The organism is Erythrobacter sp. SCSIO 43205 (assembly GCF_019904235.1).
Classification (GTDB): Bacteria; Pseudomonadota; Alphaproteobacteria; order Sphingomonadales; family Sphingomonadaceae; genus Erythrobacter.
This window is the reverse complement of the sequence record NZ_CP063202.1, coordinates 77635-96376: the sequence shown is the minus strand read 5'-3', so window position 1 is coordinate 96376 and position 18742 is coordinate 77635. Positions and strand designations below refer to the sequence as shown.

The 18742-nt window shown below is 57.0% G+C and carries 13 protein-coding genes; 4 read left to right on the top strand and 9 right to left on the bottom strand.

Going from position 1 to position 18742, the window contains the following annotated elements:
• Positions 1-196: 196 nt before the first annotated feature.
• Complete coding sequence (locus INR77_RS00475; protein ID WP_223072019.1) at positions 197-2467, top strand: DUF305 domain-containing protein; 2271 nt, start codon at positions 197-199, stop codon at positions 2465-2467.
• A gap of 81 nt (positions 2468-2548) precedes the next feature.
• Here INR77_RS00475 and INR77_RS00470 read toward each other — a convergent pair whose 3' ends face one another.
• The 4 genes from INR77_RS00470 to groES form a co-directional block, all read right to left on the bottom strand.
• Positions 2549-4399, bottom strand: coding sequence for a DUF885 family protein (locus INR77_RS00470; protein WP_223072018.1), 1851 nt, complete (start codon positions 4397-4399; stop codon positions 2549-2551).
• 77 nt (positions 4400-4476) lie between these two features.
• Positions 4477-5487 carry a BLUF domain-containing protein gene (locus tag INR77_RS00465; protein ID WP_223072017.1) on the bottom strand — a complete coding sequence of 337 codons (1011 nt, stop codon included), beginning with the start codon at positions 5485-5487 and terminating at the stop codon, positions 4477-4479.
• A gap of 504 nt (positions 5488-5991) precedes the next feature.
• A complete protein-coding gene (gene groL / locus INR77_RS00460; protein WP_223072016.1) occupies positions 5992-7641 on the bottom strand; it encodes a chaperonin GroEL in 1650 nt (549 codons plus the stop codon).
• Positions 7642-7695: 54 nt separating this feature from the next.
• Positions 7696-7983: a co-chaperone GroES gene (gene groES, locus INR77_RS00455; protein ID WP_223072015.1), complete on the bottom strand. Its 288-nt coding sequence runs from the start codon at positions 7981-7983 to the stop codon at positions 7696-7698.
• A 279-nt stretch (positions 7984-8262) separates the two neighbouring features.
• Between groES and INR77_RS00450 the strand changes: the two genes are divergently transcribed.
• The gene (locus tag INR77_RS00450; protein ID WP_223072014.1) at positions 8263-9096 is read left to right on the top strand and encodes a mechanosensitive ion channel family protein; all 834 of its coding nucleotides are present in this window, start codon (positions 8263-8265) and stop codon (positions 9094-9096) included.
• On the opposite strand, the gene INR77_RS00445 is transcribed toward INR77_RS00450, so the two are convergent.
• On the bottom strand, positions 9093-10484 hold the full coding sequence (locus INR77_RS00445; RefSeq protein WP_255573840.1) for an MATE family efflux transporter: 1392 nt from the start codon (positions 10482-10484) through the stop codon (positions 9093-9095). The two genes, INR77_RS00450 and INR77_RS00445, sit on opposite strands and share 4 nt — an antisense overlap.
• A 228-nt stretch (positions 10485-10712) precedes the next feature.
• On the opposite strand from INR77_RS00445, the gene INR77_RS00440 reads away from it, so the two are divergent.
• Positions 10713-11993 carry a hypothetical protein gene (locus tag INR77_RS00440; protein ID WP_223072013.1) on the top strand — a complete coding sequence of 427 codons (1281 nt, stop codon included), beginning with the start codon at positions 10713-10715 and terminating at the stop codon, positions 11991-11993.
• 38 nt (positions 11994-12031) lie between these two features.
• Here INR77_RS00440 and INR77_RS00435 read toward each other — a convergent pair whose 3' ends face one another.
• The 4 genes from INR77_RS00435 to INR77_RS00420 all read right to left on the bottom strand — a co-directional run bounded on the left by INR77_RS00435 (position 12032) and on the right by INR77_RS00420 (position 14139).
• The gene (locus INR77_RS00435; RefSeq protein WP_223072012.1) at positions 12032-12403 is read right to left on the bottom strand and encodes a CZB domain-containing protein; all 372 of its coding nucleotides are present in this window, start codon (positions 12401-12403) and stop codon (positions 12032-12034) included.
• Between the two features lie 180 nt (positions 12404-12583).
• Positions 12584-12961 carry a 50S ribosomal protein L7/L12 gene (gene rplL, locus INR77_RS00430; RefSeq protein ID WP_223072011.1) on the bottom strand — a complete coding sequence of 126 codons (378 nt, stop codon included), beginning with the start codon at positions 12959-12961 and terminating at the stop codon, positions 12584-12586.
• Between the two features lie 80 nt (positions 12962-13041).
• Positions 13042-13557, bottom strand: a complete 516-nt coding sequence (gene rplJ / locus INR77_RS00425) for a 50S ribosomal protein L10 (protein ID WP_223072010.1) — start codon at positions 13555-13557, stop codon at positions 13042-13044.
• Positions 13558-13854: 297 nt separating this feature from the next.
• Positions 13855-14139 (bottom strand): hypothetical protein, encoded by a 285-nt coding sequence (locus INR77_RS00420; protein ID WP_223072009.1) that lies wholly within the window; start codon positions 14137-14139, stop codon positions 13855-13857.
• 415 nt (positions 14140-14554) lie between these two features.
• On the opposite strand from INR77_RS00420, the gene rpoB reads away from it, so the two are divergent.
• Positions 14555-18742 carry a DNA-directed RNA polymerase subunit beta gene (rpoB, locus tag INR77_RS00415; RefSeq protein WP_223072008.1) on the top strand — a complete coding sequence of 1396 codons (4188 nt, stop codon included), beginning with the start codon at positions 14555-14557 and terminating at the stop codon, positions 18740-18742.

Genomic DNA, 18742 nt, shown 5'->3' with positions numbered 1-18742 from the left:
TGACTGCGGCGAGATGTGCTGGCTTCGCGACCGATTCTCGGTTTGGATGAAAAAGCCCGCACTAATAATAATGCGAGGAACCCTTCGATTGTTCCCTTGTTGCGTATGTATGCAAGCTTTCGGTTAGAGCCTTGACTGGCACAGGCAATCGGGCAGGAATGGCGTCAAACGCAAACACATGAGGACATGAATGATCATGCAACGCAAATTGGCTTTGGGAACACGCGGCCTTGTTACCGGCCTTCTTTTGACTGGTTCAAGCCTTGCTCTGGCCCAAACGGCGCCCATCATCCTGCCCGGCGCACCCGGCCAGGCGAGCAAAACGCTTAGCGCAAGTGAAGCGAGCGAAATCGCGAAATCAAGCTACACCGATGCCGATGTTGCTTTCATGCAAGGCATGATCGTCCATCACCAACAAGCGGTCGATATGGCCGAGCTTGTCGAAGGGCGTACCAATAACGAAGACGTCGTCACCGCAGCGGGTCGGATCTTGTCGAGCCAGGCTGACGAGATTGAGTTTATGAACAACTGGCTGTCCGCGCGCGGTGAAAAAACCGTGATGGCCGGAATGGACCATTCAGGCATGGATCATTCCGCGATGGACCACTCGCAGCACGCCAACCATGGCCAGCATGGCATGGACCATATGCCAATGGCGGGCATGGCAACGCCTGAGCAGATGGCTGAGCTTGCTACCCTCGAAGGCGCTGCTTTTGACAAGATGTTCCTCACCTTGATGATTGCGCACCACGAAGGCGCGCTTACCATGGTTGAGGATCTGCTTGACCAACCGGGCAGCGCTGCGGACCCGGTCCTGTTCCAGTTTGTCGGCGATATCGAAGCTGATCAGCAAAGCGAAATCGACCGCATGGATACCCTTCTTGCAGGGCTTTCCACCGATCCGCGCTCAGGGCTTGCGGTTGGCTTTGCCGATGCGGGCGAGGCGATCATGAACCTTCGCAAAGTCGTGTCGCTGCCAAAGCCTGCGGGCTTCTTCAACCCTGATAACCCTGCTGACCTTCGCCCTGCTTTGCCAAGTGATGAAGTGGAAGACGCAGAGGAGGTTGCAGAGCCAGAAGAGGATGGCGAAAGCCTGACGCAGTTCGCAGAGCGTTCGCCGCTCCTCGATTTCGCTAACACCGATATGGCGTTTTACGACGACATCATGGTTGCCGGAAATTATCACGGCTTCAACATCTACAAGCTTGGCGATGATGGTGTACCCACTCTTATGTCGTCGGTCGTTTGTCCGGGAGGGCAGGGCGATGTCTCGGTCGCTGGCAACCTGCTTATCATGAGCGTGGAACAAACGCGCGGGCGCGTCGATTGCGGCTTACAGGGAGTTGAGGGCAAAGTCAGTGAAGAGCGCTTCCGCGGCCTTCGTATCTTTGACATTTCCGACCTTTCCGCAGTGCGTCAGGTGGGTCAGGTTCAGACCTGTCGCGGCAGCCACACCCACTCCATCGTCAGCGCCGATGAGGAAAAGCTCATCGTTTACAACTCGGGCACTTCAGTAGTGCGCGAAACTGAAGAGCTTGCACGCTGCGTTCCCAATCGTTCCGATAGCCGCACCGCGCTTTTCAGCATCGACGTGATTGAAATCCCCATCGCTAATCCGGCGGCGGCCCGCATCACCAGTAGCCCGCGCGTTTTCGCTGATAGCGAGACGGGCGAAATCGCTGGCCTTTGGAATGGCGGCAAGTCGAGCGATGATGCGCAAGACACTCGCGAAACCAACCAATGCCATGACATCACCGTCTTCCCATCGCTGAACATCGCGGCAGGTGCGTGTTCGGGCAATGGGATCATCATGGATATTTCCGATCCCTACAACCCGGTTCGCACCGATAGCGTGTTCGACAAGGGCTTTGCCTATTGGCACTCGGCGACGTTCAATAACGACGGCACCAAGGTGATCTTCACCGACGAATGGGGCGGCGGCGGTCGTCCGCGTTGCAAGGCATCGGACCCGATGACTTGGGGCGCGAATGCGATCTATGACATTGTCGATGGCAAGCTTGAATTCCGCAGCCACTACAAAATGCCCGGACCGCAAAGCGACACCGAAAACTGCGTCGCGCACAATGGCTCGATCATTCCCGTTCCGGGCCGCGATCTGTTTGTGCAAAGCTGGTATCAGGGCGGCATCAGCGTGATGGATTTCACCGACAGTGCGAACCCCAAGGAAATCGCCTTCTTTGATCGCGGACCGATTGATGATGAACAGCTCGTGGTCGGCGGATACTGGTCGTCATACTGGTACAATGGCCGCATCTACGCGACCGAAATCACGCGCGGGCTTGATGTCTTTGCGCTGGAGCCATCTGAATTTCTGACCGCCGAAGAAATCGCAGCAGCGGAAAGCGCAAGCTACGCCAACACCCGCTTCAACCCGCAAACCCAAACGCAGGTAACGTGGGATGATGATGTCATTGAGGCAGCCGCAAACAGCCGTAAAGGCGGGTAGGTTCCAGCCTCATCCAAACGCAAAAGGGCGCGCAAGGCTATCCACCTTGCGCGCCCTTTTTACTAACGCCTTGTAAGCCCGTTAGGCCGCTTTCTGGCTCTCGATCCAGCGGTTCACACGGGTTTCCATGATCGACAGAGGCACAGCGCCCCCGCCAAGGATCGTATCGTGGAAGCCGCGAATGTCGAACTTGTCGCCAAGCTCTTCTTCAGCCTTCGCGCGCAGTTCCTGAATCCGGATCATGCCGATCTTGTAAGATGTGGCCTGACCCGGAAGCACGTAATAACGCTGCACTTCGCTGCGCACAGCCGCCTCTGGGTTAGGTGAGTTCTCAAGCGCATATTGCACCGCTTCTTCCTCGCTCCAGCCCTTGGCGTGGATGCCAGTGTCGACCACCAGACGGATTGCGCGCCAGATCTCGCTCGATAGACGGCCAAAGTCGGAATAAGGATCCTTGTAGCCACCCATCTCTTTCGCCAGCGTCTCGGTATATAGAGCCCAGCCTTCGCCAAAGGCAGAGATGAACCCGCCTTGCGACCGGAATTTGGGCACACCTTCCAACTCCTGCGCGATCGAAACCTGCATATGATGCCCCGGATTGCCTTCGTGATAGGCGATCGATTCAAGTTCCGGGATCGGCATGGCGTTCATGTCGGACAGGTGCGCGTAATAAATGCCAGGACGCGAGCCATCGGGCGTGCCGGACTGATAATGCTGGGCTGCGCCATCCTGTTCGCGGAACGGTTCGACCCGGCGCACTTCAAGTGGCGCCTTGGGAAGCGTGCCGAAAAACTCTGGCAGGCGCTCGGTCAGCGTGTCGATGTGCTCTTTCGCCTGCGCAATGTAAGCCTGTGCCCCGGCTTCGTTGTCGGGATAGAAGAATTGCGGATCGGTGCGGGTGAATTCGAAGAATTCCTGCAAAGTCCCCTCAAAGCCCACCTGCTCCATGATGGCGCGCATCTCCCCTTGGATACGTTCAACCTCATCAAGGCCGATCTGGTGAATTTCATCGGCGGTAAGGTCGGTGGTGGTCATCTCTTTCAAAGAGGCAGCATAGAATGCCTCACCATTGGGAAGCGCGGTTGCGCCTTGCGCCTGTTCGCTGGTGTTGGGGCGGTCTTCCTCATACCAGGCAATGACGCGCGCGTAGGCGGGGGCAAATTGTTCGGTCAGTGCCGTGCGCGCCTCTTCGCGTAGCTCCTCTGCGCGTTCTGCGGTAATGGTGCCGCTTTCAGTAAGGCTGGCAAGGTGGCGCTCAACAGCCTGCCACATGGCCGAAGGCTCACCGCTTTCGCTTGGCCTGTCAAACGGCGCGCCGCTGGTGAGGTTTTTCGATTCCAGAATAACCGCATCATAGGCAAAGCGCGGCGGACGAGTGCCGGCAGCGGCATTCGCCTTTGCGCGGGCCAGCAGTTGGTCCATCGCGCCCCCAATACCGCCGATTCGCGCGATAAAGGCCTGCATATCGCTTTCATCATCAACCCTGTGCTGGGTCAAAAGGAAGGTTGGCAACTCGCTTTGCGCAGAGCCCATCTGGTGCAGGATATAGGCTTGCTCGCGAAACTCCCATGCGCGCTCTGCCTGCTCGAGGCGGAACTTCCACATATCCCAGGAAAGCTGTGCGTCAGGCGTTAGCTCATCATAGTCGAAGCTTGCTTCCATCTGTGCGGTTGCTGCGCGCATCCATTCGAGCTGTTCAAGCTGGGCTTCTTCGCTGAAATCGTCGATCTTGTCATAATCGGTCTTGCGACCAAGGCCCGTCTGGCTGATCGGCGAAAAGGCAAGACCCTCTTCGAATTTCTCATCGAACCAGGCGTTGAGGCATTCGGTTTGCGCAACTGTGCCACATTCAACCGTTTCGACCGGGGTGAGCGCATCGCATCCGGCAAGCGCGACAGAGGCAAGCAGCAGGGCTGCAAATTTGGTTTTCATGGTGTTGACCCTCATTTTGGATTGCCTGCGTCCATGAAGGAGCACGGCGAACTTGTGAAGGGGGCGCGTTAGACCTGCTATTCGCGCGGCTTGACCGATTTTGCGTGTGCCACAAGCTCTGCGACGCGAAGCCGGGTTCCAGCCAGGCTCTGGCGCGAGAGATCAGCGCCCACGTGCTCTGCCGTGGCAGAGGCTTCGGCAAACAAGCGGCCACCAACCGACACCACCAGAGCCTGATCGGGCATGACCAAGCGTGAGTGCTTCACCGTCTCGCGCAGGCGCGCAATGCGTCCTTGCCGTGTAATTGCGTCGGACAATCCAATATCAACTGCATCAGGCTGCTGTGCGCTCAGCTGATTGGCAAGCGCTTCATCGCTGGTGGGGAATGCCATTTCTACCTTCCAGCCCGCATCGCTGAATTGGTCGGCCAACAGGCTCGTGCCCAAAATATGCCCCTCGCCCGGCGCTGCAGCCAGAAGGATCGAATATGTCTTGGAGCGCAGGCTTTCGACATCCTCGGCATAGCGCACAGCGTGCCCTGCCATCTGCAAGATGCCAAGACCCAGAGTCAGGTCAAACTCGGTGCAATCATCGGCAAGCCAGGCATCACCCATGGCACGCGCGGCCGGCTCGATCAGTTCGCGCACCAGCTCATCGCCGTCCCAACCCGAGCTTGCAAGCCGGGCAAAAAGTTCGCCCAGCCCTGCTTCATTGGCGTCAAAGGCATCGCGAACCACGCCTTTGACATACTGGTTCAAAGGATGGCGTCGGCGAAGCCGCTCCCACAAGGAAGGCGGGGCCTGCTCGCGTTTGCGATAAAGCAGTAAGTCCCAATCCGAAAACAGACGGGCTTCGACATAGTGCTCGCTCAAAAGCTCAATGTCTTCGTGGCGCTCGTCGCGTTGGATGGATGACCAGACTTGTGACAGGGCAGCGGGCGGACCTTCGAGCGTCTGCAAAAAACGCCCGTCTTCATAAAGCAGCATACCCGTGACACCCACGCTCTGATTGCGAAGGCGGGCCTGCGCGACAAGCGCGTTGAGTTCTTGATCGGTCGGGGGCGCTGACGCGATGCTTTGGTAAGTCAAACAGCCGAAGAGGCCGGCCTCTCCTGACTCAATATTGTGCACCTGCATAGATCAACCCTCCGTTTACAGAAGAGCAAAAGGTGCAAAAATAAGCATCAGGCGCCGGATTTTGCGGCTGTCCCTTTGCGCGATATTTCTGCGACCTCTCCCGTCCGCAGATCCCATTTTTACGGGAATCCTAACGCTTTCCCGCCCACACAAATTCTTCAAACATCAGGTCCGCCAGATCCAATAAGCTGGCCCGATGCTTTACCTTAGCCCGGCAAGGCGTTGACGCGGGGGCGCACGACTCTACTCGAACTAAGCAAATGTACTTTCTAATATACACCCATTTGCGTCAAGTGCAGTTTTCACTCGCCCTTTGCGTCCTTCGAATTCTCGCCGAAGTGGAGTGAACTTCTGTGAATCAATGCTTTGCGCGAGCACTAGAGCCATGGACAAGAAAAAGCCCCGCCGAACCGAAGTCCAGCGGGGCCCTTTTGTAAGCTAGGAACCGGCGGGCGTTTAGAAGCCCATGCCGCCGCCCATGCCGCCCATGCCGCCCATATCAGGCATTGCAGGAGCCGCTTTGTCTTCCGGAGCGTCGGTGATCGCCGCTTCGGTGGTGATGAGAAGGCCAGCAACAGAAGCTGCGTCCTGAAGCGCGGTGCGAACAACTTTGGTTGGGTCGATCACGCCAGCTTCAACGAGGTTTTCATAAGTGTCGGTCGCAGCGTTGAAACCTTGGGTTTCGTCGCCTTCACGAAGCAGGTTGCCAGAAACAACCGCACCGTCGTGACCAGCGTTCTCAGCGATCTGACGAACCGGTGCCATGATCGCGCGGCGAACGATGTCGATGCCGCGGGTCTGGTCGTCATTGTCGCCTTTGAGGCCTTCAAGCGCTTTGGTTGCGTAGAGAAGTGCAGTACCGCCGCCAGGCACGATGCCTTCTTCAACCGCTGCACGCGTGGCGTGAAGCGCATCATCAACGCGGTCCTTGCGCTCTTTCACTTCAACTTCAGAAGCACCGCCAACCTTGATCACGGCAACGCCGCCTGCGAGTTTCGCAAGACGCTCTTGCAGTTTCTCACGGTCGTAATCGCTGGTGGTGGTTTCGATTTGCGCGCGGATTTCGCCAACGCGTGCCTTGATGTCGTCTTCCGAGCCAGCGCCATCGACGATGGTGGTGTTGTCCTTGTCGATTGTGACGCGCTTGGCTTCGCCGAGCATATCGAGCGTGACTTTATCAAGCGTGATGCCAAGCTCTTCGCTGACCAGCTCGCCTTTGGTAAGGATCGAGATGTCTTGCAGCATGGCTTTACGACGATCGCCAAAGCCCGGAGCCTTGACCGCAGCCACTTTCAAACCACCGCGCAGCTTGTTGACCACGAGGGTCGCCAGCGCTTCGCCTTCGATGTCTTCGGCGATGATGAGAAGCGGACGGCCCGACTGCATCGCAGCTTCGAGCACTGGAAGCATGGCTTGCAGGCTGGAGAGCTTGCCTTCGTTGATGAGGATGTATGGATTGTCCAGTTCAACCGTCATCTTGTCAGGGTTGGTGATGAAGTATGGCGAGAGATAGCCACGGTCGAATTGCATACCTTCGACAACGTCGAGTTCAAATTCGAGACCTTTGGCTTCTTCGACGGTGATAACACCTTCTTTGCCGACCTTTTCCATGGCTTCAGCGATCTTCTCGCCGACTTCCTTGTCGCCATTGGCAGAGATTACGCCGACCTGTGCGATTTCAGCAGAGCCAGCGACTTCTTTCGAACGGCTCTTGAGGTTCTCAACGACCTTCGCAGTCGCAGTGTCGATGCCGCGCTTCAGATCCATTGGGTTCATGCCAGCAGCAACAGCGGTCATGCCTTCGCGAGCGATCGCTTGGCCAAGAACGGTTGCAGTGGTGGTGCCGTCACCAGCAAGGTCGTTGGTTTTCGACGCAACTTCCTTGAGCATTTGAGCGCCCATGTTTTCGAACTTGTCTTTCAGTTCGATTTCCTTGGCAACCGAAACACCGTCTTTGGTGATGCGTGGTGCGCCAAAGCTTTTGTCGATTACGACATTACGGCCTTTCGGGCCGAGGGTTACTTTAACAGCGTTTGCGAGCGTATCCACACCACGAAGAATGCCTTCGCGTGCTTCGCGGCCGAACTTTACGTCCTTTGCAGCCATGATAGTTTCTCCTGAGAATTCTTTGGTTTAATCAGAAAGCTTGGGTCAGTCGGCTCAGCCGATGATCCCCATGATGTCGCTTTCCTTCATGATGAGGAGGTCTTCACCGTCGATTTTGACTTCGGTGCCGCCCCATTTGCCGAACAGAACGCGGTCACCGGCTTTCACATCGAGAGGGATGCGGTCGCCGTCATCGTCGCGCACGCCTTCGCCAACAGCGACGACTTCGCCTTCCGATGGCTTTTCTTGAGCGCTGTCAGGGATAATGATGCCGCCTGCGGTCTTTGTGTCGGCTTCGATGCGACGGACCAGAACGCGGTCGTGAAGTGGACGAAATGCCATTGTTTATGACCTTTCTTAGTTGGTTGATAAACGTCTTTGGCACTCTCACCCCGAGAGTGCCAGCGAGGGCGCAGATGGTTGCCGCTCGCGCAAGAGTCAACAGGTCCAGAACAAAAAAATGCACGAAAAATTTTAGTGGCCGCTTGGAACGCAACAGACGCTTGAATTGTAGGAAGCCATAAGCCAACGAGCACCGCGAACAAGCAGCTCATGTGCGCTGCATTCAGGCGAATGCGCGCTCCAGTCTGACTATCAGGCGTTTCTACAGAGAATTACCCTATGACCATCAATCCGGATATTGTTACTCTCACCTATGCCGAGCAGGGCCTGATTTGGCTGCGCACAAATATAACGGACATTGCTGGCGGCATCGCGGTTTTGGTGATTGGCCTGTTTATCGGGAGCGTCATTGCCCGCTGGGTTTTGCGCGGGCTCAGCAATTCATCCAGCATGGATATTTCTATCGCGCGTATCATCGCGAAGGTGGTGAAATATGCGATCTGGGCCGTCGTCTTTTTGACAGTGTTGGCACAGTTCGGTGTCGAGACAACCAGTATCATCGCAGCGCTCGGCGGCGCGGCGCTTGCCGTGGGTCTGGCGTTGCAGGGCACGCTTTCCAATGTGGCCTCAGGCGTGATGATCATGACGCAGCGTCCATTTCGTGTTGGCGAGGCGATTATGGTTGGTGGTATTACTGCACAGGTCGAAGAGATTGGTCTGTTTACGACCAAGTTAAAGCAGTTCGACGGGCTCTTTGTCATGATGCCCAACAATGAAATCTGGAATCAGCCGATCACCAATTACACGCGCAATCCAGTGCGCCGTTTCGAGCTTGTCGTGGGCATTGGCTATGACGATTCCATGAAAGAGGCGCGTGACGCCCTGCTTGCACTGGCTCATGCTGATGAGCGTGTGCTGGACGATCCGGAACCTGCCGCATTCGTCGCATCGCTTGATGACAGTTCGGTCGGTATCGGCCTTCGCGTCTGGTGCAAGACGGACGATTATCTTGCGCTTTCATGGGATCTTACCGAAGCGGCGAAAGCCACATTCGACGAGAAAGGTATCAGCATCCCATTCCCGCAGCGCGTCGTTACGACGATGGCTGCTTAAAGCGGCTGTCTCACAAGTCCCAAACGCTCCCGCGCCATCCAGCGCCACAACAGCAAGACGGCGGCAGTGGCTAGCCCGGTGGCAAGGCCGACCCACACGCCTACGCCTTCAAGCGGGGTGAAAAAGCCAAGCCCGATGGAAAGGCCAATACCGGGCACCCAATAGCTGAAAATCGCGATCCACATCGGCACGCGCGTATCCTGAAGCCCGCGTAAAGCGCCCGCAGCCACCGCTTGAACGCCGTCGACCAGCTGGAATGCGGCTGCCATAACGAGGTATTGCAAGGCGAAGCCTACAAGGGCTGCGTTCTTGGCGGCGTAGGGATCAACGTAGATCGATAACAGCGTGTAAGGCGCAATCACCATGGCGCTTGCCGTGCAGGCCATAAATCCGGTCGAGATCGCAAGCGCTACCCAGCCTGCGCGCATCACGCCCAATGGATCGCGCGCGCCATAGAAATAGCCCACGCGAATGGTGACCGCTTGCCCCACTCCAAACGGCACTTGGAAAGCGAGTGCAGCCAGTTGCAGCGCGACGGTGTGGCCGGCAAGCTCGCTTGCACCAAACCGGCCCATCAGAAAGGCGGCAGCACCGAAGATGCCAGCCTCAGCGGTGACGGTGAGGCCAATGGGAGTCCCAACCCGGACAATCTGCCAGAAGCGATCCCAATCGGGCGACCACCAGCGCCCGAACACATGATAGCGGTGAAGTTTTGGATCGAACCTGATGGCCAGAATATAAGCGCCAAGCACAACCAGAGAGGTCATGATTGTCGCAATGCCTGCGCCCATCAATCCCAGCTGCGGCGCGCCGAAATTGCCAAAGATCAGCGCGTAGTTAGCAAAGGCGTTTACAAAGATGCCAAGGCCCGTGATCGCGGTGGCAAAAATCGGCCGCCCGAGCGCAGATACGAAATAACGCAGAGCTCCTGCCGCGAGCATCGGGATAAGCGAGAAGATGATGATGTAATTGTAGTCGCGCGCCATGGTGATGATGCCCGCTTGCTGACCGGTGGCGCGCATAATCGGTTCGAGCAAAAGGCACAGCCCCATCCCGATAACGCCCGTGATGACCGCGAGCCACAGCGCCATGCGCACCGAACGCCGAACAGGTCGCAGCGTCGGTCCGCCCGCTCCGACCGCCTCAGCGATCAGCGCGGCGACCGCTCCGATAAGCGATGTCATCGCCCACAACACCAGCCCGAACAATGATACCGCCAGGGCCGAGGCCGCCAAGGGTTCATCGCCAAGCCGCGCGATAAAGATCACATCGACCGCATAGGTCAGCATTTGCAGCAAGTTTGCACCAGCAAGCGGCGCGGCAAGCGCGAATGTTGCGCGCAGTTCCTCGCCCCATGTCGGGGTCGTCCGGGGTGCAGGATTTTGCACTCGCTCTTGCATCTTTGCCAACTCCGCCCGCGCAATAGCGAGCCGCACCGGATAGGAGCCAGCCTCGCGTTGGCAAAGCGAATTTCAACTCAACCGGGCAAGCGCTTGCGCTTGTGTTGTATTGGGGCACCGCCGCGCTCGCCCCCACAAATCCCTTTATCTGTAAGGTAAAACGCTCCATAATGGTGCTATTGGCAAGATTGAGGCAGCCATCAAAGGAGCTGGGGGGTGAGCCGCAAGCCTGACAATCAAGAGGCGTTTGACGCGCACGCGGGAAGCTTTAGCTGGCCTGTTCCTGCGCGCTTTATCCCTGCGCCAGCCACTGCCTCGCAAAAAGCAGCGCTCGCCGCCAAGCGCGTCGCGGACAAGACAGTGCGTCCGGTGCGCAGCAGGATGTCGAACAAAACGCGCGCGGGTTTTGGCACGGCTGCGGTTGCGGTCGCGGTTGCCTTACCCAATCTGTCGCTTGGCGCGGTGGCGGGAAGCTTTGCAGGGCCATACTTTGGCGGGCCAGAACCACTGCCGGAGCCCATCAGTACGCCCACTTTTGAGGTTCCCCGCACGCTCACCAGTAAAGTGTGGTCGCCTGACCAGCAATCTGCTGAAACCATTTACGCTAAGGCCATTTCTGTCGAAGAACACGCCGCGCCAGTGACAGCGCGCACGCGGCTTTCGGATTTTGACCGCGAAATGCCTGTGGCCGTGCTGGCGAGCGGGTCGCAGGAGTTTGACCTTGCCTTTGCCGGGGTCGAGATGCCCACTGGCTTCGTCGCGCCTCCATCGCTCAGCCGTGGAGCCGCGCCTGCGCCGCTTGTGAGTAAACGCAAGGATACCATTCGCACGCCAAGCGTCGCGATCGACCAAATTACAGACATGGGCCCGGTGGTAAAAGCCACCCCTGAAAATGCAGGCGAACAAGGCACGACCTTGAGCGTCGGCTCGGCGGCGGCGCGCACTGAAGCGATCTCCAACCGCTCGGTCGAGGCCGCATTTGCAGGGGCGATTGATGCCTCGAACGCGGTGCGCAGCGCTCTGCCGATTGCGAGAACCGCAACAGCTGCTCAGCCAGTTGTGCGCGACGCTGCGCGCGCCATCCCTGTGGCCGCACCTCCGCCCGAACTGCGCGGCGCAGCGGCGGCGGAAACTGCGCTTGTGCCAAAGACCAAGATGGATGCGCGGGTGAACGGCGTCCTGACTGGGAAAGTCGATTTCCAACAAGGACGCGGCACGATTGCGATCCGTTTGCGCTCGGTTGCCAATGTGATGCGGGAGCAATTCAGCAAGTCTGAATATGACGAAATTTTGAGCGGTCGTTCGATTGACAGCTTTGTGCCGCTGGCTGAGCTTCAGGCTGCGGGCATACCGATCAATTACAATCCCGCCTATGACGAGGTGGAGTTTGGCATCGACTATAAGGACGCGCCTAACGCCAAAAAGGTGCAGATCGATCAGATTTCCGTCGCGCCGGTTGGACCACAACTCACCGCGATTGAGCAGATTGCGCGATAGGACGCTTTCAGCGGCTCCAATTCAGCCTGTCAGGCCACTTAGGACAGCTCGCGTTTCCACTTCAGTAGTGCTCTGACGAGCGTTGCTGATTTGTCGGCAAATTCCCCCTCGAACACAGTTTGTGCAGATTGGGTGTTGCCGTCCAAGGCTTCGCGCAAAACCCGTCCGGCGGTTCGGTGAAAATCGGCATGAAGTCGCTTGATCACCGAATAGGGTATGCCTGCCTTCACAGCTGGGGGCAGCTTGTCGTCATATAACCATTTGCCAAAGGCACATTGATCATCGCAGCTTACGGCATATGGGTTCGCATCGCTTGAACCAGATGCAATCGCGGAGCGAAGTCGCACCTTCCAAGAGCCGTGCGCTCCGATTGCAGCATCTATTTGTTCAATGAGGTCATTTGCTTCCATTTGCGCCATCCTTACCGCTAATTGTCGCGGCGCCCTATCCCGGAGGAGCCTAAGCTTCCCCGCAGCAGCACTAAGGGTTTTGACGGGGTGGGCCTCTGGAGTGGTGGCAAGAAAAAGGGCAGCGCCATTGCCGGCACTGCCCCTTTTTTTGAGCAAAGCTCGATCGCGTAAGCGCAGGGCTTACTTGAGCTCGACGGTACCGCCGGCTGCTTCGATCTTGCCTTTGATCTCTTCGGCTTCTGCTTTCGAGACGCCTTCTTTGAGAGGCTTTGGTGCGCCTTCGACAAGACCCTTGGCTTCGGTGAGGCCGAGGCCAGTGATGCCGCGGACTTCTTTGATGACCTGGATCTTCTTGCCACCGTCGCCGGTGAGGATGACGTCGAATTCGTCTTTTTCTTCAGCAGCGCCGCCAGCGTCGCCGCCACCAGCAGGTGCAGCAACAGCAACAGCAGCCGCTGCAGAAACGCCCCACTCTTCTTCGAGTGCTTTGGCAAGTTCAGCTGCCTCAAGGACGGTCAGCTTCGAAAGTTCTTCAACAAGCTTGGCAATATCAGCCATGATGTTAACTCCAATAAAATTCGGGACTTAAACGCGTCCCCCAAAATGGATGGTTTTGTTTCGTATTCGCGAGAGGCGTCTTAAGCGGCTTCTGAGGCAGCGTATGCCCCAAGAACGCGGGCCAGCTTGTTGGCAGGTGCGGTTGCAACCTGAGCGATCTTCGTCGCAGGTGCATTGACCAGACCAACAATCGTGCCACGCAGCTCGTCGAGGCTTGGCATCGAGGCAAGCGCCTTGATCCCGGCTTCGTCGAGAACCTGACTGCCCATCGATCCACCAACGATTTCCAGCTTGTCGTTCGACTTGGCGAACTCAACAGCAGCTTTGGCAGCTGCGACAGGGTCTTCAGACCATGCCAGCGCGGTTGGACCGGTGAGGAATTCCTCAAGGCCAACGTAATCGGTGTCTTTCAGGGCGAGCTTTGCAAGACGGTTCTTCGCAACCTTGTAAGTTGCACCTGCTTCACGCATCTTTCCGCGCAGATCAGTGGACTGGTCCACCGTCAGGCCGAGGTTGCGGGTGACAACCACCACGCCAACTTCGTTGAAAACAGCGTTGAGCTGGGCAACGGCTTCGGTCTTTTGCGAACGATCCATGCATTTGCTCCTTCACTATGGCTGATTGCAAGGCGGGCCTTGCGCACAACCGGCTCAAATCAACCCTTGCCGTTCATCGACAAAGGCCAAGGTCCATCAATGGGGAAGGAGGGAGCGAGCCAATGCTCGCCAGCGGGTATGAAACCCGCGAAATCTCATTTCCCCGTCTAGGCTGGAGATTAAGAGAGGCATATTCCTCTCACCAACTGTCTCGGACGGATGAGCGGCAAAACCAAAAAGGCCCGCCGTTCAGTGGCGGGCCTTTAGGCGATTTGACGTTTGAGTCAACTCTTATGATTACATTCCGTCGGCTTTGTCTTCCATCGCCTCGGCTTGTGCTTCGAGTTCTTCTGCTTTGGCTTCCATGCCAGCTGCGCCTGCTTCATCACCTTGAGCTTCGGCAACGTCTGCTGCTTCTTCAGCGAGATCAGCCTGAGCTTCAGCAAGTTCAGCTTCTTCGTCGATCACTTCAGCCTGAGCTTCGGTTACGTCATCAACCTCTTCGCCGACTTCTTCTGCTGGACCATCGCACGCGGCGAGGAGAAGTGACGATGCGACCATCGCGAAAGCAAATTTTTTCATGTTTCAAGCCCTCATTTAGAAAAACTATTGTCCCATGCGGGGGCTTGGCGATGATCGAAAGTTGCGTTCTAGTCAACTGTAGTTGTGCCAAGGCTTGAACCTGAGAGGGCAAAAGGCATTGCAGTGGCTTCGCGCCCAGCGTTGACAAATCCAACAGTCTTCTTAAATACGCGCTCACACACCGCTTTCGAGCCGGACTGATTCATGCGCGACGGATTGGCCCAAGAATAGAAATCGGTGCTTTGCCATATTCGCGAATGCTTAAGCTGCATCCATTTTGGACCCAGTGAGGGTTCACGTTGGAGTGCGGCTTATTTGCGTCTCATATGGCATCACAGTCTCGCGTGACGACTGAACCCAATTGGTGTTGTTGAAAATTCAACAGCGCATTCAAGCAAAGAGGCACAATTCCTCCATGGCAACAAAGGCGAAAGCAACCCGCAGCCGCGAGGCAAAGGGTACCGCAAAGCGGCGCATCCGTAAGATTTTTGGCGACATCCACGAAGTCGTCGATATGCCCAACCTCATCGAAGTGCAGCGGGAAAGCTACGAGTTCTTCCTGCGCTCGAACAAGGAAACGGGCTATGTGTCGGGTCTGGAAAAGACCCTGCGCAGCGTTTTCCCGATTCGCGACTTTGCCGGCACCGCAGAGCTCGACTTTGTTCACTACGAACTCGAAGAGCCAAAGTACGACACGACCGAGTGTCGCCAGCGCGGCATCACTTACGCAGCGCCTATGAAGGTCACGCTTCGCCTGATCGTGTTCGAAGTCGATCAGGAAACCGAAACCCGCTCGGTTCTCGATATTAAAGAGCAAGACGTTTACATGGGCGATATGCCGCTCATGACTGAGAACGGCACCTTTATCGTCAACGGCACCGAGCGTGTGATCGTCTCGCAAATGCACCGTTCTCCCGGCGTCCTTTTCGACCACGACCGCGGCAAGACGCACTCGTCTGGCAAGCTCCTGTTTGCAGCGCGCGTCATCCCTTATCGTGGTTCATGGCTCGACTTTGAATTTGACGCGAAAGACATCGTCAACGTTCGCATCGACCGTAAGCGGAAGCTTCCGGTGACTGCGCTTCTCTATGCGCTTGGCCTCGATAGCGAAGGCATCCTTCACCACTTCTACGATATTATGAAGTGGGAACGCGCGAAGGATGGCTGGACCATTCCATTCGTCCCTGAAAACTGGCGCGGTGCGAAGCCTGCCTTCCCGCTGGTGGACGCAAAGACCGGCGAAGAGGTATTCCCCGCGAACCAGAAGATTTCTCCGCGCGCTGCCAATAAAGCGGCAAAGGACGGTCTTGAAACGCTCCTCTTGCCCACAGAGGAAGTTGTAGGCCGCTATGCCGCTTATGACATGATCAATGAGCAAACCGGCTCGATCTATATCGAAGCGGGTGATGAGGTGACGCTTGAGCACGTTGAGGCTCTTGATGAAGCGGGCTTTGACGCGATTGAGCTTCTCGACATTGACGAGATCAATACCGGTCCATGGATCCGCAACACGCTCAAAGTCGACAAGGCTGAAAACAGGGACGAAGGTCTTGAGGCAATCTACAAGGTCATGCGTCCGGGTGAACCGCCTACCAAGGAAACCGCAGAAGCTTTGTTCGAAGGTCTGTTCTTCGATGGTGAGCGCTATGACCTTTCTGCGGTTGGCCGTGTGAAGCTGAATATGCGTCTGGGCCTTGATGCCGAAGACACTGTGACGACGCTGCGCAAGGAAGACATCCTTGCCGTGGTCAAAGAGCTTGTCGATCTGAAAGACGGCAAGGGCGAAGTTGACGACATCGACAACCTCGGCAACCGCCGTGTTCGCTCGGTTGGTGAGCTTCTTGAGAACCAATACCGCGTTGGTCTGCTGCGCATGGAGCGTGCGGTTAAAGAACGTATGAGCAGCGTCGATGTGTCGACGGTGATGCCGAACGACCTCATAAACGCAAAGCCGGCTGTTGCTGCGGTGCGTGAGTTCTTTGGCTCATCGCAATTGTCGCAGTTCATGGACCAAACCAACCCGCTGTCCGAAGTCACTCACAAACGCCGCGTATCGGCGCTTGGCCCGGGCGGCTTGACGCGTGAGCGCGCAGGCTTTGAAGTCCGCGACGTTCACCCGACACACTACGGTCGTATCTGCCCGATTGAAACGCCCGAAGGCCCGAACATCGGCCTGATCAACTCGCTGGCATCGTTCAGCCGGGTGAACAAATACGGCTTTATCGAGACGCCTTACCGTCAGGTCAAAGACAACAAGGTGACCGGTGATGTGATCTACCTTTCCGCGATGGAGGAGCAGAAGCACACCGTTGCGCAGGCGTCGGCTGAACTCAACGATGACGGCACCTTCGTCGAAGAGCTGATCTCGGCGCGTCAATCGGGCGACAACCTGATGGCGCCAAGCGATCAGATCACTTTGATGGACGTCTCGCCAAAGCAGCTCGTTTCGGTTGCAGCATCGCTCATTCCATTCCTGGAAAACGATGACGCGAACCGTGCACTGATGGGCTCGAATATGCAGCGTCAGGCTGTGCCGCTTGTTAAGGCCGAAGCGCCTTGGGTCGGCACCGGCATGGAGGAAACCGTGGCGCGCGATTCTGGCGCTGCGATTGCTGCGAAACGCGGTGGTATCGTCGACCAGGTGGACGCGACCCGGATCGTGATCCGTGCGATCGGCGATGTCGAACCCGGCCAATCGGGCGTCGACATTTACACGCTGCAGAAATTCCAACGCTCCAACCAGAGCACCTGCATCAACCAGCGTCCGCTGGTGAAAGTGGGTGAGACGGTTGAGCCGGGCGATATTATCGCTGACGGTCCATCGACGGACCTGGGTGAGCTGGCACTGGGCAAGAACAGCCTCGTCGCCTTTATGCCCTGGAATGGCTACAACTATGAGGACTCGATCCTCATTTCAGAGCGTATCGTGAAAGACGACGTCTTCACCTCGATTCACATCGATGAATTCGAAGTGATGGCCCGCGACACCAAGCTTGGCCCGGAGGATATCACCCGCGACATTCCGAACGTCGGTGAAGAAGCTCTGCGCAACCTCGATGAAGCAGGCATTGTTTACATCGGCGCAGAAGTGCATCCTGGTGACATTCTCGTCGGCAAGATCACGCCAAAGGGTGAAAGCCCGATGACGCCGGAGGAAAAGCTCCTTCGCGCTATCTTTGGTGAGAAAGCTTCTGACGTTCGTGATACCTCCCTGCGTCTGCCACCCGGCGTGGCTGGCACCGTTGTTGAGGTTCGCGTCTTCAACCGTCACGGTATCGAAATCGACGACCGTACCCGTGCAATCCAGAACGAAGAAATTGAACGTCTTCGCAAGGACGCAGCGGACGAGCGCAACATCCTCAACCGTGCAACCTACAACCGTCTTCGCGATATGCTGCTTGGCCAAGTGGTCGCAGCAGGTCCGAAAGGCGTGAAGAAGGGCATCGATATCTCCGAGCAAGTGCTCGAAGATGTTGAGCGTCACGAGTGGTTCCAATTCGCGGTTGCTGACGATGCGCGTCAAACGCAATTGGAAGCCATCAAGTCGCAATATGACGAAGCGGCCAAGATGATCGACGACAAGTTCGAAGATCGCAAAGAGAAGCTGGAGCGCGGCGATGAGTTGGCTCCGGGCGTTCTCAAGATGGTCAAAGTCTTCGTCGCGGTGAAGCGCAAGCTGCAACCGGGCGACAAGATGGCTGGTCGCCACGGGAACAAGGGTGTGATCTCTCGCATCCTGCCTGTCGAAGATATGCCGTTCCTCGAAGACGGTACGCCGGTTGACCTCGTATTGAACCCACTGGGTGTGCCCTCGCGTATGAACGTCGGGCAAATCTTCGAAACCCACCTTGGTTTTGCAGCGCGCGGTCTTGGCATGGATATCGCTGAGAAGCTCGAAGAGTGGAAACGTGACAATCCAAATGCCGAAGAAGACTACGCCGATGCCAAGCCGCCAGAGGCCGTGATCGAGCGTTTGAAAGACGTTTACGGTGAGCAGTACTTCGAGGACCTCGAAAGCCGCTCGACCGCAAGCATCGTCGAACTCGCAACCAACCTCAAGGCCGGTGTCCCAATGGGTACGCCAGTCTTTGACGGTGCGCGCGAAGCGGACGTAACCGACTATCTTGTAAAGGCTGGCGTAGACAGCTCAGGCCAGTCGGTCCTGTTTGACGGACGCACGGGTGAAGCCTTCGACCGCAAGGTCACCGTTGGCATCATCTATATGCTCAAGCTGCACCACTTGGTCGACGACAAGATCCACGCTCGCTCAATCGGCCCATACTCGCTCGTCACCCAGCAGCCGCTTGGTGGTAAGGCGCAGTTTGGTGGTCAGCGCTTCGGGGAAATGGAGGTATGGGCTCTGCAAGCATATGGCGCTGCCTACACGCTGCAGGAAATGCTCACCGTCAAATCGGACGATGTCGTGGGTCGGACCAAGGTCTACGAAGCCATCGTCAAAGGCGACGACACCTTCGAGGCAGGCATTCCGGAGAGCTTTAACGTTCTCGTCAAGGAAATGCGCTCGCTGGGCATGAACGTCGAACTCACATCTCTCGGTGACGAGGATGAGGACGGCGACGGCTTCGCGGAGGCTGCGGAGTAG

What these genes read in the sequence shown, in the direction of transcription:
- INR77_RS00475 (WP_223072019.1), top strand. Translation starts at nt 197, where the DNA reads ATGCAACGCAAATTGGCTTTGGGAACACGCGGCCTTGTTACCGGCCTT.
- INR77_RS00470 (WP_223072018.1), bottom strand. Translation starts at nt 4,399, where the DNA reads ATGAAAACCAAATTTGCAGCCCTGCTGCTTGCCTCTGTCGCGCTTGCC.
- groL (WP_223072016.1), bottom strand. Translation starts at nt 7,641, where the DNA reads ATGGCTGCAAAGGACGTAAAGTTCGGCCGCGAAGCACGCGAAGGCATT.
- groES (WP_223072015.1), bottom strand. Translation starts at nt 7,983, where the DNA reads ATGGCATTTCGTCCACTTCACGACCGCGTTCTGGTCCGTCGCATCGAA.
- INR77_RS00450 (WP_223072014.1), top strand. Translation starts at nt 8,263, where the DNA reads ATGACCATCAATCCGGATATTGTTACTCTCACCTATGCCGAGCAGGGC.
- INR77_RS00435 (WP_223072012.1), bottom strand. Translation starts at nt 12,403, where the DNA reads ATGGAAGCAAATGACCTCATTGAACAAATAGATGCTGCAATCGGAGCG.
- rplL (WP_223072011.1), bottom strand. Translation starts at nt 12,961, where the DNA reads ATGGCTGATATTGCCAAGCTTGTTGAAGAACTTTCGAAGCTGACCGTC.
- rplJ (WP_223072010.1), bottom strand. Translation starts at nt 13,557, where the DNA reads ATGGATCGTTCGCAAAAGACCGAAGCCGTTGCCCAGCTCAACGCTGTT.
- INR77_RS00420 (WP_223072009.1), bottom strand. Translation starts at nt 14,139, where the DNA reads ATGAAAAAATTTGCTTTCGCGATGGTCGCATCGTCACTTCTCCTCGCC.
- rpoB (WP_223072008.1), top strand. Translation starts at nt 14,555, where the DNA reads ATGGCAACAAAGGCGAAAGCAACCCGCAGCCGCGAGGCAAAGGGTACC.